The sequence below is a fragment of the Mycobacterium sp. NGS48 genome (genome assembly GCF_059812585.1).
The window spans coordinates 50,237-64,642 of the sequence record NZ_JCALCY010000015.1; the positions used below are offsets into that span (position 1 = coordinate 50,237).

At 67.6% G+C, this 14,406-nt stretch carries 12 protein-coding genes; 4 read left to right on the forward strand and 8 right to left on the reverse strand.

Annotated elements, in window-relative coordinates:
- Positions 1–83: 83 nt before the first annotated feature.
- Complete coding sequence (locus AC5Y42_RS20015) at positions 84–674, forward strand: TetR/AcrR family transcriptional regulator (RefSeq protein WP_499900314.1); 591 nt, start codon at positions 84–86, stop codon at positions 672–674.
- 24 nt (positions 675–698) lie between these two features.
- Here the strand turns inward: AC5Y42_RS20015 and AC5Y42_RS20020 are convergent, their stop codons facing one another.
- The 3 genes from AC5Y42_RS20020 to guaA form a co-directional block, all read right to left on the reverse strand.
- Complete coding sequence (locus AC5Y42_RS20020; RefSeq protein ID WP_499900315.1) at positions 699–2,267, reverse strand: DNA polymerase Y family protein; 1,569 nt, start codon at positions 2,265–2,267, stop codon at positions 699–701.
- 1 nt (position 2,268) lies between these two features.
- Positions 2,269–2,904, reverse strand: coding sequence for a DnaE2-dependent mutagenesis accessory factor ImuA' (gene imuA' / locus AC5Y42_RS20025; RefSeq protein WP_499900316.1), 636 nt, complete (start codon positions 2,902–2,904; stop codon positions 2,269–2,271).
- A gap of 198 nt (positions 2,905–3,102) precedes the next feature.
- On the reverse strand, positions 3,103–4,656 hold the full coding sequence (gene guaA, locus AC5Y42_RS20030; protein WP_499900317.1) for a glutamine-hydrolyzing GMP synthase: 1,554 nt from the start codon (positions 4,654–4,656) through the stop codon (positions 3,103–3,105).
- A gap of 95 nt (positions 4,657–4,751) precedes the next feature.
- Between guaA and AC5Y42_RS20035 the strand changes: the two genes are divergently transcribed.
- Both AC5Y42_RS20035 and AC5Y42_RS20040 read left to right on the forward strand, forming a co-directional pair.
- Positions 4,752–5,489 carry a beta-phosphoglucomutase family hydrolase gene (locus tag AC5Y42_RS20035; RefSeq protein ID WP_499900318.1) on the forward strand — a complete coding sequence of 246 codons (738 nt, stop codon included), beginning with the start codon at positions 4,752–4,754 and terminating at the stop codon, positions 5,487–5,489.
- The gene (locus tag AC5Y42_RS20040) at positions 5,486–7,876 is read left to right on the forward strand and encodes a glycoside hydrolase family 65 protein (RefSeq protein WP_499900319.1); all 2,391 of its coding nucleotides are present in this window, start codon (positions 5,486–5,488) and stop codon (positions 7,874–7,876) included. Before AC5Y42_RS20035 ends, AC5Y42_RS20040 begins: the two co-directional genes overlap by 4 nt.
- 7 nt (positions 7,877–7,883) lie before the next feature.
- On the opposite strand, the gene AC5Y42_RS20045 is transcribed toward AC5Y42_RS20040, so the two are convergent.
- A complete protein-coding gene (locus tag AC5Y42_RS20045) occupies positions 7,884–8,195 on the reverse strand; it encodes a hypothetical protein (protein WP_499900320.1) in 312 nt (103 codons plus the stop codon).
- 74 nt (positions 8,196–8,269) lie between these two features.
- Positions 8,270–8,839 (reverse strand): TetR/AcrR family transcriptional regulator, encoded by a 570-nt coding sequence (locus AC5Y42_RS20050; protein WP_499900321.1) that lies wholly within the window; start codon positions 8,837–8,839, stop codon positions 8,270–8,272.
- Positions 8,840–8,908: 69 nt separating this feature from the next.
- On the opposite strand from AC5Y42_RS20050, the gene AC5Y42_RS20055 reads away from it, so the two are divergent.
- The gene (locus AC5Y42_RS20055) at positions 8,909–9,799 is read left to right on the forward strand and encodes a TauD/TfdA dioxygenase family protein (protein WP_499900322.1); all 891 of its coding nucleotides are present in this window, start codon (positions 8,909–8,911) and stop codon (positions 9,797–9,799) included.
- Here the strand turns inward: AC5Y42_RS20055 and AC5Y42_RS20060 are convergent.
- The 3 genes from AC5Y42_RS20060 to guaB form a co-directional block, all read right to left on the reverse strand.
- Complete coding sequence (locus AC5Y42_RS20060; protein ID WP_499900323.1) at positions 9,796–11,532, reverse strand: GMC oxidoreductase; 1,737 nt, start codon at positions 11,530–11,532, stop codon at positions 9,796–9,798. The genes AC5Y42_RS20055 and AC5Y42_RS20060 overlap by 4 nt on opposite strands.
- Positions 11,533–11,614: 82 nt before the next feature.
- Complete coding sequence (locus AC5Y42_RS20065) at positions 11,615–12,742, reverse strand: GuaB3 family IMP dehydrogenase-related protein (protein WP_499888799.1); 1,128 nt, start codon at positions 12,740–12,742, stop codon at positions 11,615–11,617.
- A gap of 20 nt (positions 12,743–12,762) precedes the next feature.
- Positions 12,763–14,340 carry an IMP dehydrogenase gene (guaB, locus tag AC5Y42_RS20070; RefSeq protein WP_499900324.1) on the reverse strand — a complete coding sequence of 526 codons (1,578 nt, stop codon included), beginning with the start codon at positions 14,338–14,340 and terminating at the stop codon, positions 12,763–12,765.
- Positions 14,341–14,406: the final 66 nt, after the last annotated feature.

Consider the following 14,406-nt stretch of genomic DNA (forward strand, 5'->3'; position numbering starts at 1 on the left):
AGTCGTAAGGTTAGCAATGCTAGCGCTGGCGAATACGTACGTCAATAGCGTCGCTAGATTTTCTAGCAATGCTATGATCAAGTATGGCCATCAACGAGCGACGAGCGCGCGAGCAAGCCGCACGGCGTCGCCTCATCATCAGTGCGGCCCGCGGATTGGCTGAAGCCGAGGGCTGGGAGGCTGTTACCACACGCCGGCTCTCCGAGGAGATCGAATACAGCCAGCCGGTGTTGTACAAGCACTTTTCGGGGATGGACAGTATCGCCGAGGCTGTGGCGATCGACGGGTTCGACGAACTTGCCGAGGCGCTGTCCCGTGCCCGCCGTGGGCGACGAGGCCCCGAGGCGACGCTGAAACGAGTCGCGCATGCCTATATCGAGTTCGCCGACAAGAACCCGGCGCTCTATGACACAATGTTCACCCGCGCCACCACATTGCGATTCGCTGATGCAGATACCCCTCCCGAGTTGGTAAAAGGCTTCGCCGAGCTCCGCCAAGCAGTCACAGGAATTGCGGGCGCCCAGGATGTCGACACCCTCACCGAGGTGCTGTGGGCGGCGCTGCACGGACTGGTCACGCTCTTCCGCGGCGGCCGGTTACGCCCGGAGCAACACGTGGCCCGGGTCGACTTGCTGATAAGCCGGGTCGCTTCGGCAAGCGAGCGGTCGGGTTGATGGTGAGACCGGCGGACAAAGCCGTCACTCGTAGATTCCCTCCAGATACCAGCGCCGCCGGCGGTAGCACAGCAGCAGCGCCCTACCGGGATCGCCGTCGAGCAGGACCTGCGCCCGGGCGGTGCGGCCCTTGGCCCGCTGCGGATCCCACCAGCGTTCGTCGACCGGCCAGGGGCCGGACCACCAGCACAGCCGGTCGTCACGACCGCGGGCGGTCATTCGCGTCGGGTCGGCGGAGAACAGTCCGCGGCTGGTCACCCGCACCGGATTACCGTGCGTGTCAAGTAATTCCACTGGGTCGTCGAGCAACACCGTCGGCGAGGGCTCCGGCAGCTGACCCGGCCATGGCTGACGCGGGTCGGCCTGCGGCACCGGCTCGTCGCCCAGCGGTGTGAAGGTGATGCGTTCGGCCGGCCCACGACCGCCGGACAGTACCGGCACCTGCACCGCCTCCGGCCCGAGCAGGCCCTGCACCCGGACCAGCGCCCGGCGGGCCCGCAACCGGTCATCGTCGCCGAGTCCACCCCATAACGGCAACTGCAGCGCCCCAGCCGAGATCACCTCCACCGCCTGCAGCCGCAGCAGCGTCACCGGCGCGGTGGGGCGCTCGTCGGCGGTCCGCTTGTTCAACCACCCGTCCAGTTGCCAACGCACCCGGTCGGCGGTGGCGTCCTCGGTCAACGGCTCGGCGCAACGCCATACCCGTTGCAGCTCTTCGCCGTTGGCGGTGACGGCATGAATGGCCAGCTTGGTGCATCCCACCCCGGCGTCCATCAACGTCTGATGCAGCGTGCCGGCCAACGAGCGGCCGGCGAAGGCTGCGGCGTCGACCCGATCGATCGGCGGGTCGCAGTGCAGTACGGCATCGAATTCCTGCGGTAACTCCCGCCCGGATGGTCCACGCTCCGGCTCGCCACGGGCAAACCGGTGCGCGATCACCGCATCGGTCCCGAACCTCGACGCCACGTCGGTACGCGACAAGTCGGCGAACTTTCCGATCGTGCGAATCCCCATCCGCCACAACAGGTCCGCCAGGTCGTCGCGGCCGGGACCGGACAGGCTGGGCTCGGTGGCGAGCTGGCGGATCGACAACACCGACAGGAACCGCGCGTCGTGTCCGGGTTGCACGACTCGACCCGCACGGGCAGCGAAGACCGCGGTGGACAACTGGTCGGCGATTCCGGCCTGACATTCGGCGCCCGCGGCGGCCACCGCGTCGATCAGCCGCTCGGATGCATCCTGTTCGGACCCGAAGAAACGGGCCGCCCCGCGCACCGGCACCACCACCAGCCCGGGCCGCAGCACCTCGGCGCGCGGCACCAAATCGTCGATCGCGGCGACGATGCCTTCGAAGAAGCGGGCGTCGCGATCGGCGTCAGCGGCCACCACGTGCAGTTGCGGGCAGCGCGCAGCCGCTTCCCGTCGCCGCAGCGCGCGTCGCACCCCCGCTGCACGGGCGGCCGATGAACAGGCGATCACCCGGTTGGCCAGAGTGACCGCAACCGGCGCCGTCGCGGGCAGGCCGACGGCCGCCGCCGCGGCCACCGCCGGCCAATCCATACACCAGATCGCCAGCACTCGGGAGGCCATCAAACTATCCCGCCCGTATCCGCCCAACCATTCGCCCCCGCCCGCCTACCCTGCTGATCTGGAGCCGCACCTGCCCGATCCGGCCAAAACCTGGTACACCGGTCTCATAACCGCAGACCCGAGCCGCCAGCCGCATCGACGCTCCCTGCCAATCGCCGTCGGTGACCAGTAGCGTGCAGCCCTTCTGATGCGCGCGGGCCACCACCGCCCGCGCCCGGGTCAACGGCACCGTGCGTCCACCCAGTCCGAGGACCACCAGATCCATCCCGTCCATCAGCACTGCGGCCACCTCAACCGGATCGGTTCCGGCATCCGGTATCACCGCGAGCCGGCTCAGGTCCGCTCCCATCTCCACGGCGGCCAGCAGCCCGATATCCGGCTGGCCGACGATCGCCGCGTTGCCGCCGTCGGCCGTCACCGCGGCCACCATGCTCAGCGGCAGCGACCGGGCCCCCGACAGCACGGCCACCGTTCCCCGGGGCAACGCGTCGGGCAGCACATCGGCCAGCAACGGCGGGACCGGCAGCCTGGCCTCCGACTCCGCCTGCCGTCCGGAGCCGACCTTCCCCGACACCGCCGCCATCTGCCGGCGCAGCAGTTTCAGCTGCTCAGCGCGGTCATCCACTGCAGCGGTAGACATAAATCCCTCACGTTCTCGAATGTATGTTCGATAGTGATGAGTCAACACCTGCCCACCGACAACCGTCAAGCAACGCAAGGGGCTGCTGAGGCAAATGGTGTTTCTGTGGGGCCCGGCCGCGTTGAGATTGACGCCAGGGCTGTGATCCACAGCCGCATCACAGCCCTGGACGCAATCTCGATGAAATCGAGCAGGCTCTTACTCCCACTCGATGGTGCCGGGCGGCTTGCTGGTGACGTCGAGCACCACCCGGTTGACCTCGACGACCTCGTTGGTGATCCGGGTGGAAATACGCTCCAGCACCTCGTAGGGCACCCGCGTCCAGTCGGCGGTCATGGCGTCCTCGCTGGAAACCGGCCGCAGCACGATCGGGTGCCCGTAGGTGCGGCCATCGCCCTGCACGCCCACCGAGCGGACGTCGGCCAGCAGCACCACCGGGCACTGCCAAATCTGGGTGTCCAGGCCCGCCGCGGTCAACTCCTCGCGCGCGATCGCATCAGCGCGTCGCAGCGTCTCCAGCCGCGCCGCGGTGACCTCGCCGACAATTCGAATCCCCAGCCCCGGACCCGGAAAGGGTTGGCGCGCAACGATTTCCTCCGGCAGCCCCAACTCCCGCCCGACCGCGCGCACCTCGTCTTTGAACAGCAACCGTAACGGCTCGACGAGTTTGAACTTCAAATCATCGGGCAATCCGCCGACATTGTGGTGACTTTTGATGTTCGCGGCGCCGGTGCCGCCACCGGACTCCACCACGTCTGGATACAGCGTGCCCTGCACCAGGAAGTCAATCTCGTTGTCCCCCATGACATCCCGCACCGCACCTTCGAAGGACCGGATGAACTGGCGGCCGATGATCTTGCGTTTGCCTTCGGGATTGGTCACCCCCGCCAGCGCATCGAGGAAGGTCTGCGCTGCGTCGACGGTGACCAGATTGGCGCCGGTGGCGGCCACGAAGTCGCGCCGTACCTGCGCGCGCTCGCCGGCACGCAGCAGCCCGTGGTCGACGAAGACACAGGTCAGCCGATCACCAATCGCGCGCTGCACCAAGGCCGCGGCCACCGCCGAATCGACGCCGCCGGACAGCCCGCAGATCGCATGGCCGTCGCCGATCTGCTCCCGGACCTGCTCGACCAGCGCACTGGCGATGTTGGCCGGCGTCCAGTCCGCACCGATGCCGGCGAAGTCGTGCAGGAAGCGGCTGAGCACCTGCTGCCCGTGCGGGGTGTGCATCACTTCGGGGTGGTACTGCACGCCGGCCAGTCGCCGGGCCCGGTCCTCGAAGCCGGCGACCGGCGAACTGGCGCTGGTGGCCACCACCTCGAATCCTTCCGGTGCGGCGGTGACGGCGTCACGATGACTCATCCAAACCGGCTGGTTATCCGGCAGGTCCGAATGCAATTCGCCGCCAAGGACTTTCAGTTGGGTCCGGCCGTATTCACTGGTCCCGGTGGGCGCGACGGTGCCGCCGAGCGCCTGGGCCATGGCCTGGAACCCGTAGCAGATCCCGAATACCGGCAGTCCCAGGTCGAACAGCGCCGGATCGAGTTGCGGCGCCTGCTCGGCGTAGACGCTGGCCGGCCCGCCGGAGAGCACCAGCGCCTGCGGGTCGCGGGCCTTGATCTCCTCGACCGAGGCGGTGTGCGGAACGACTTCGGAGAACACCCGGGCCTCGCGCACCCGGCGGGCGATCAACTGGGCATACTGCGCGCCGAAGTCGACGACCAACACAGGACGGGGCGATGCTGACTCCACCGGCCCAGTCTAATGAGCGGCCCACCCGGAAACGCTGCCTGCCGATCACCGGCATGGTGAAGTGGTAGTGCCCCAACTGAAAGGAGAGGTCTGCTGTGCTGGGTCTGCCGGAAAAGGTACATGCGTGTCTGTTCGACCTCGACGGTGTGCTCACCGACACTGCGAGCGTGCACACCAAAGCCTGGAAGACCATGTTCGACGACTACCTTCGCCGGCGGTCCGAACGTACCGGTGAGGAATTCGTCCCGTTCGACCCGGCCACCGACTATCGGCAGTACGTGGACGGTAAGAAACGCGAGGACGGCGTCCGGTCCTTTCTGGACAGTCGCGGCATCGAGCTGCCTGAGGGCGGCCCCGACGATCCCGACGACGCCGAGACCGTGCACGGCCTGGGCAACCGCAAAAACGAGGCGTTCCAACAGACCCTGCGCGATGACGGTGTCGAGGTGTTCGACGGGTCGCGCCGCTACCTGGAAGCCGTGGCCTCCGCCGGCCTGGCGGTGGCGGTGGTGTCGTCCAGCGCCAATACCCGCGAAGTGCTCGAAGTCACCGGCCTGGATCGGTTCGTTCAGCAGCGGGTCGACGGGGTAACCCTGCGCGAAGAACACATCGAGGGCAAGCCGGCCCCCGACTCGTTTCTGCGGGCAGCCGAGCTGCTGCAGGTGGACGCCGACGCGGCCGCGGTGTTCGAGGATGCGCTGTCCGGTGTGGCGGCCGGTCGCGCCGGAAACTTCGGCTTCGTGGTCGGCGTCGACCGGGTGGGACAGGCCGAGGAGTTGCGCCGCGACGGTGCCGACGTCGTCGTCACCGATCTGGCCGAGTTGCTGTCATGATCACCGACGAAGACTTCCCCGTCGAGCCCTGGCAGGTACGCGAAACCCGGCTCGACCTGAACGTGCTGGCCCAATCGGAATCCCTGTTCGCGCTGTCCAATGGCCACATCGGGTTACGCGGCAACCTCGACGAAGGTGAGCCGCATGGCCTGCCGGGCACCTATTTGAACTCGTTTTACGAAATACGGCCGCTGCCGTACGCGGAGGCGGGGTTCGGATATCCCGAAGCCGGCCAGACCGTCGTCGACGTCACCAACGGCAAGATCTTGCGGCTGATGGTCGACGACGAGTTGTTCGACGTCCGCTATGGCGAACTGATCGCCCACGAGCGGATCCTCGACCTGAGGGCCGGAACGCTGACCCGCCACGCGCACTGGCGCTCGCCGGCGGGCAAGCAGGTCAAAGTGGTGTCGACCCGACTGGTGTCGCTGGACCAGCGCAGCGTGGCGGCGATCGAATATGTCGTCGAGGCGCTCGACGAATTCGTCCGCGTGACAGTGCAATCCGAACTCGTCGCCAACGAGGACCAGCCGCAGACATCAGCCGATCCGCGGGTGTCCGCCGTGCTGGACGAACCGCTGGAGGCCGTCGACCACGAAAGCACCACCGATCACCGAGCTTTGCTGATGCACCGCACCAGGGGCAGTGGGCTGATGATGGCCGCGGTGATGGATCACGAGATCGAGGTCCCGGGCCGCGTCGAGGTCAGCACTGAAGCGCGTCCCGACCTGGCCAGGACGACGATCATCTGTGGGCTGCGCTCGGGCCAGAAACTGCGCATCGTGAAATATCTGGCCTATGGGTGGTCGAGTCTGCGCTCGCGGCCGGCCCTGCGTGACCAGGCGGCAGGCGCAATCACCGGCGCCCGCTATGTCGGCTGGCAGGGGCTGCTGGACGCCCAGCGCGAATATCTCGACGACTTCTGGGACAGCGCCGACGTGGAGGTCGAAGGTGACGCCGACAGCCAACAGGCGGTGCGGTTCGGACTCTTCCACATCCTGCAGGCCAGTGCACGCGCCGAACAGCGCGCGATCCCGAGCAAGGGTCTCACCGGCACCGGCTACGACGGCCACGCCTTCTGGGACACCGAGGGATTCGTTCTTCCGGTCCTGACCTACACCGCACCCCGTGCGGCAGCCGATGCGCTGCGATGGCGAGCTTCGACACTGGACCTCGCCAAGGAGCGCGCAGACGAGCTCGGCCTCGACGGCGCGGCCTTTCCCTGGCGGACGATCCGCGGCCAGGAGTGTTCGGGCTACTGGCCGGCCGGCACTGCGGCTTTTCACATCAACGCCGCCATCGCGATGGCGTTCGAGCGGTATCGCGTCGTCACCGGCGATCAGTCGCTGGAAGCGGACTGCGGGTTGGCGGTGTTGATCGAAACCGCCCGGCTGTGGCGCTCGATGGGACACCACGACCGGCATGGCGTGTGGCATCTTGACGGGGTCACCGGCCCCGACGAGTACACGGCGATTGTCCGCGACAACGTGTTCACGAATTTGATGGCGTCGCACAATCTGCGTACCGCGGCCGATGCGTGTGCCCGCCATGTCGAGGCGGCGCAGGCACTGGGTGTCAGTACCGAAGAGATGGCAGCCTGGCGCGATGCCGCCGGCGCCGCGCACATCCCCTACGACGAAGATCTGGGCGTGCATCAGCAGTGTGAGGGCTTCACCACCTTCGCCGAGTGGGACTTCGAAGCAAACTGCAGTTACCCGTTGTTGCTGCACGAGCCGTATGTGCGGCTGTATCCATCGCAGGTCATCAAGCAGGCCGATCTGGTGTTGGCAATGCAGTGGCAAAGCCACGCGTTCACGCCGGAGGAGAAGGCCCGCAATGTCGACTATTACGAGCGGCGCACCGTGCGCGATTCGTCACTGTCGGCGTGCATCCAGGCGGTGATGTGCGCCGAGGTGGGGCATCTGGACTTGGCCCACGACTACGCCTTCGAGGCCGGGCTCATCGATCTGCGGGATCTGCACCACAACAGCCGCGACGGTCTGCACATGGCGTCGCTGGCCGGGGCATGGACTGCGCTGGTCGCGGGGTTCGGCGGGCTGCGCGACGACGAGGGCATCCTCGCACTCGACCCCGCACTGCCCGACGGCATCTCGTGTCTGCGATTTCGATTGCGGTGGAAAGGTTTTCGACTTACCGTCTGCGTATCGCACGACGACGTCACCTACACCCTGCGCGACGGGCCCGACGGTGAGCTGACGATCCGGCACGCCGGTGAAGATCTCGAGTTGACGTCCAACGAACCGTCGACGATTGGCATCCGGCGCCGGGAGCCGCTGCTGCCCACACCGCACCAGCCGCCGAACCGTGAGCCGACGCACCGGCGAATGATCAGGTCTCAGGGACGCACCGTCAGCCCCTCGACCTGACCTGCGCTCACACCAACGCGGTGATGAACGCCAGCACCGCGGCAAACCAGGCGACAAGAGCGGCCAGCACGCACAGCGAACCAACCGCCATCAACTTGTCGCTGCGTTCGGCGTCTCGCCCCGTCATGACCCCGATGCTTCGAGGTATCCCGCGAAACACCTCGCGCCACTGCACGCGCGATGCCGCCCGCTTGGCGCCGGTGGGATCGTCGCCGGTACGACGGTGTGGCGCCACCCCCGCGCCGTTGGTGAATAGCACGAGCCCGAGCACAAACATCACGGCGCCGACGATGACGCACACCACGGCCAGCCAGAGCACTGTCCCTCCTTCATTGGCGAGGACTGTTCACCCAGCGTTGCCCCGGATGTGCCGGGTTCAAACGTCACGACTGGTCAATGCGGTTCGACGAGCCGCGCCACCTCGGCGCTGATGGCCTGCTGCAAGTCTGCGTCGGTCATCTCGCCGATGCCGGCCGCCGAGCGCAGGAAAGGCTCAAACAGCCGCCAACCAAGCTGTAAGGCAACAGCATTGGCGACGGCCACCCGTGCGTCGAGTTCGCTGTCGTGTCGCGACCGGACCCCATCCAGCAGCTGCGACACGCCTGGAAACCGAGTCTGCAACTGCCCCACCTGATAGCCATCGAGTAATGCCCGGGCAAGCACCCGGATGTGCCGGTCGAAGGCCCGCTCCACCTCCGGCGCCGGCGCGCCGGTCTGCAGCAGCGCGGTGGTGGTTGCGCCCAGGTGGTCGAGGACCGCGCCGACCAAATTTTCCTTGCTGCCGAAGTGGCGATGCACCAGCCCGTGGTTGACCTTCGACCGGGCGGCGATGTCGCGGATGGACGTCGCGGCCGGGCCGCCGTCGGCGAACAGGTCGGCCGCGGCCCCCAGGATCGCCGCCACCACCTCCTCCCGCCCTACCGGCATCTGATCGCGCCGGTGCCTTGCCACTCGCGTAGTCATGTGACTACACTAGCCTGTGTAGTCAGCTGACTACAGCGACTTCCTTACTGCGATTCGAGGACAATCGAGATGACCATTCCCTCGCCTGTGGCCGTTACCAAGCTGGGCAGCCGAATCGGCGCGCGCATCGACGGCGTACAACTCGGCGGCGACCTCGACGCGGCGACGATCGAGGAGATTCACCGGGCGCTCGTGTCCCACAAGGTGATCTTTTTCCGCGGCCAACACCACCTCGACGACGCCCAACAGTTGGCCTTCGCCAAGCTGTTGGGCACCCCGGTCGGCCACCCGGCGATCAAGTACGACGACGCACCGACCATCACGCCAATCGACTCCGAATACGGAAAGGCCAACCGTTGGCACACCGACGTCACGTTCGTGCCGAATTACCCGGCCGCATCGATCCTGCGGGCAGTCACCTTGCCGAGTTACGGCGGATCGACGCTGTGGGCTTCGACGGCGGCCGCCTACACGGCGCTACCCGAACCGCTGCGACACCTTGCCGACAGCCTCTGGGCGCTGCACAGCAATCGATACGACTATGCCGCGGCCGCCACCATGACCGACGAGCAGCGGGCGCTGCGAGAGGCGTTCGAGAAGACGGACTTCCGCACCGAACACCCCGTGGTGCGGGTGCACCCGGAGACCGGCGAACGCACGCTGGTGGCCGGAGATTTCGTCCGTGGGTTCGTCGGGCTCGACGAGCACGAGTCACGAGTGCTGTTCGACTTGCTGCAGCGACGGATAACGGTGCCGGAAAACACAATCCGATGGAACTGGGAGCTCGGTGACGTCGCCGTGTGGGACAACCGGGCCACCCAGCACCGGGCTGTCGACGACTACGACGGCCAGCGCCGGCTGATGCACCGGGTCACGTTGATGGGCGATGTACCTGTCGACGTGGTGGGGCAACGGAGCCGGGTGATCAGCGGCGCCCCGCTGGAGGCCGTCGCGGGTTAACCCGCCGAACTCATCGGCTCGATCGGCAGCCAGCGCAGCGCGCCGGGTGCGTCGCCGGGCACCACTGGGTGCTGCGGGGCGATCGGGTCCAGTCGGCGATATGGCTCACCTTGGCGCGGGCGTAGGTCATCCTCGCCCTTGTTCGGCCACAGCGACGCGGCCCGCTCGGCTTGCGCGGTGATGGACAGCGACGGGTTGACGCCCAGGTTGGCCGAGATGGCGGCGCCGTCGGTCACCAACAGCGTCGGGTAGCCGTACACCCGGTGATACGGGTCGATGACGCCGTGTTCGGGGTTGTCGCCGATCACCGCGCCGCCCAGGAAGTGCGCGGTCAGCGGGATGTTGAACAGCTCTCCCCAGGTTCCGCCGGCCACGCCGTCGATCTTGGCGGCGATGCGCCGAGTGACCTCGTTGCCCACCGGAATCCAACTCGGATTGGGTTCGCCATGCCCCTGTTTGCTGGAGTAGCGCCGGATGCCGAGCCGCCCGCGCTTGGTGAACGTAGTGATCGAGTTGTCCAGGTGCTGCATGACCAGGGCGATCACCGTGCGCTCGCTCCACCGCCGGGGGTTGAGCAGCCGCAGAATGCCGCGCGGGTCTTCGCGGGCTTGATCCAGGAGTTGTCGCCACCGCGGGGTGTCGGTGCCTTCCGGGCCGGGGCCATCGGTCATCAAGGTCTGCAGCAATCCCATCGCGTTGGAGCCCTTGCCGTAGCGGACCGGTTCGACGTGGGTGTCCGACGTCGGGTGAATCGACGACGTGATCGCAACCCCATGGGTCAGATCCAGGTCGGAGCTGACCTCTAGGCGGCCGGCGCCGACGATCGACTCGGAGTTGGTGCGGGTCAACACCCCCAACCGCTCTGACAGCCGCGGCAGCTTGCCGGTGTCGCGCATCTTGAACAGCAGCTTCTGGGTATTGAACGTGCCGGCGGCCAGCACCAGATGCGCCGCGGTGAAGGTGCGCTTGTCTCTGCGCAACCAGCGGCCGGTGCGGGCCGTGTGGACCTGCCACAGACCGTCGGCACGCTGGTCGAAGCCGGTGACGGTTGTCATCGGATGCACTTGCGCGCCAGCCGATTCCGCGAGATACAGATAATTCTTAACCAGTGTGTTCTTGGCGTTGTGGCGGCAGCCGGTCATGCATTCCCCGACTTCGAGGCAACCCGCGCGGGCCGGGCCCGCCCCGCCAAAATACGGGTCGGGCACCGTCTTGCCCGGCACTTTTTGCCCGTCGGGGCCGAAGAACACCCCGACCGGGGTGGGCACGAACGTGTCGCCCACACCCATCTCGTCGGCGACCTCTTTGACGATGCGGTCGGCATCGGTGAACGTGGGGTTCTTGACCACCCCCAGCATCCGCTGCGCCTGGTCGTAATGCGGCATCAGCTCAGAACGCCAGTCGGTGATGTGTCTCCACTGCAGGTCGCCGAAGAACGGCTCCGGCGGCACGTACAAGGTGTTGGCGTAATTCAGCGATCCGCCCCCCACGCCGGCGCCGGCCAGCACCATCACGTTGTTCAGCAGGTGGATGCGCTGGATGCCGTAGCAGCCCAGCTTCGGCGCCCACAGGAATTTGCGCAGGTTCCACGAGGTCTTGGCGAAATCCTCGTCGGCGAAGCGGCGACCCGCCTCCAGCACGCCGACCCGGTAGCCCTTTTCGGTCAATCGCAGCGCGGTGACGCTGCCGCCGAACCCCGAACCGATGATGAGAACGTCGTAATCCGGTTCCACCACGCCAGCCTACGGCGAGCAGACGCAGAATCGCATAAAAGCCGGCGGGGTAACACGATTCTCTGTCTGTTCGCGGCGGAAGTCAGGACCCGACGGTCAGGCCGACCTTCTGGAATTCCTTGAGGTCGCAGTACCCGGCCTTGGCCATCGAACGGCGCAAACCCCCGACGAGGTTCAGCGAGCCGAACGGGTCGTCGGACGGGCCGCTGAGAACCTGCCGTAGCGGGGGCCGTTCGCCGATGGCGACCTGCAGCAGCGCGCCGCGCGGCAGCGACGGGTGCGCCGCGGCGACCGGCCAGAACCACCCGTCACCGAGTGCCTCGGCCGCCTCGGCCAGCGGCGTGCCCAGCACCACCGCATCGGCACCGCAGGCAATCGCCTTGGCCAGCTCACCAGAGGTGTGGATGTCCCCGTCGGCCAGCACATGCACGTAGCGCCCACCCGTCTCGTCGAGGTATTCGCGGCGGGCCGCGGCGGCGTCGGCGATCGCGGTGGCCATCGGGACACTGATGCCCAGCACCTCGTCGCTGGTGGTCACGCCCCGCGTCGAGCCGTAGCCGACGATGACGCCGGCAGCCCCGGTGCGCATCAGGTGCAGCGCGGTGCGGTGGTCGAGCACCCCGCCGGCCACCACCGGCACGTCGAGCTCGGAGATGAATGTCTTGAGGTTGAGCGGCTCGCCGTCGCTGGCGACGCGTTCGGCGGAGATGATGGTGCCCTGGATGACCAGCAGGTCGATGCCGGCGGCCACCAACGCCGGGGTCAGCGCCTGCGCGTTCTGCGGGCTCACCCGTACCGCGGTGGTCACGCCGGCCTCGCGGATGCGGGCCACCGCAGCGCCCAGCAACTCGGGGTCCAGCGGGGCGGCGTGGAATTGCTGCAGCAGCCGGATCGCCGCCGACGGTTCGGGTTCTTTAGCCGCGGCTTCGACGACCTGGTCGATCTTGGCCGCCACGTCGGCATGCCGGCCGATCAGCCCTTCGCCGTTGAGCACGCCCAGTCCGCCGAGCCGGCCCAGCTCGATCGCGAATTCCGGCGACACCAGGGCATCGGTCGGGTGAGCGATGACGGGGATCTCGAACCGGTAGGCGTCGAGCTGCCAGGCCGTCGACACGTCCTGCGAAGAGCGGGTACGCCGGGACGGCACGATGTTGATGTCGTCGAGTTCGTAGGTACGACGGGCGGTCCGGCCCATGCCGATCTCGACCATGTCACGCATGAACGACCCATTCACCGCACGTAGTAGTTGGGCGCTTCGACGGTCATCGTGATGTCGTGCGGGTGGCTTTCTTTCAGGCCCGCCGCGGTGATCCGGACGAATTGCGCGTGCTGGAGCGCTTCGATGGTTGTCGCCCCGGTGTATCCCATCGCCGCGCGTAGCCCGCCGGTGAGCTGGTGGATCACCGTCGACAGCGGGCCGCGGAACGGCACCCGGCCCTCGATGCCCTCGGGCACCAGCTTGTCCTCGGAGAGCACGTCGTCCTGGAAATAGCGGTCCTTGGAGTACGACTTGCCCTCCGCCCGGCCCTGCATGGCGCCCAGCGACCCCATGCCGCGGTAGCTCTTGTACTGCTTGCCGTTGACGAAGATCAGCTCGCCGGGCGACTCGGCCGTCCCGGCCAACAGCGAGCCCAGCATGGCCGTCGACGCGCCGGCGGCCAGCGCCTTAGCGATGTCGCCGGAGTACTGCAGCCCGCCGTCGGCGATCACCGGCACGCCCGCGGGCGCGCACACAGCGACGGCCTCCAGGATCGCGGTGATCTGCGGCGCCCCGACGCCGGCGACCACCCGGGTGGTGCAGATCGAACCCGGGCCCACACCGACTTTGACGGCGTCGGCGCCGGCCTCGACCAGCGCCGCGGCCGCCGAGCGGGTGGCCACGTTGCCGCCAACCACCTCGACCCGCTCGCCGACTTCGGCCTTGAGTTTGCCGACCATGTCGAGCACCAGCCGGTTGTGGGCGTGCGCGGTGTCGACGATCAGCACGTCGGCGCCGGCGTCGGCCAGAGTCATGGCACGCGTCCAGGCGTCGTCGCCGACCCCGACGGCCGCGCCGACCAGTAACCGGCCGTCGCTGTCTTTGGTGGCCAGCGGGTGTTGTTCGGTCTTGACGAAGTCCTTGACAGTGATCAGCCCGGTCAGCCGGCCGCGGCCGTCGACGATCGGCAGCTTCTCGATTTTGTGCCGGCGCAGCAGGCCCAGCGCCGCGTCGGCGGTGACGCCCTCCTGGGCGGTGATCAGCGGCGCTTTGGTCATCACCTCGGCGACCGGCTTGGACTGGTCGACCTCGAAGCGCATGTCGCGATTGGTGATGATGCCCACCAGCGCGCCGGCATCGTCGACCACCGGCAGTCCCGAGATGCGGAACCGGGCGCACATCGCGTCGACCTCGGCCAGCGTGTTGTCCGGCCGGCAGGTGACCGGATCGGTGACCATGCCCGCCTCCGACCGCTTCACGGTCTCGACTTGCCCGGCTTGTTCGGCGGCGGGCAGGTTGCGGTGCAGCACCCCCATGCCGCCGGCGCGGGCCATCGCGATCGCCATCCGCGCCTCGGTGACGGTGTCCATCGCCGAACTGACCAACGGCACCTTAAGCCGGATTTTCTTGGTGAGCTGGCTGGAGGTATCGGCGGTGGCGGGCACCACGTCGGAGGCTGCGGGTAACAGCAGGACGTCGTCGAAAGTCAGCCCCAGCATCGCGACCTTCTGCGGGTCGTCCCCGCCGGTGGGCACCGCGTCGTCAGGCATGCCACCGAGGCGGGCGGACGGGCTGACAATCAGGTCGGCGCTGCCGTCAAGACCGGACATCGATGAGGCCTCCATACGCAGGCGGAGTGAAGATCCCATCCTATCGGCTCGCCGCCTCGCGCTGGA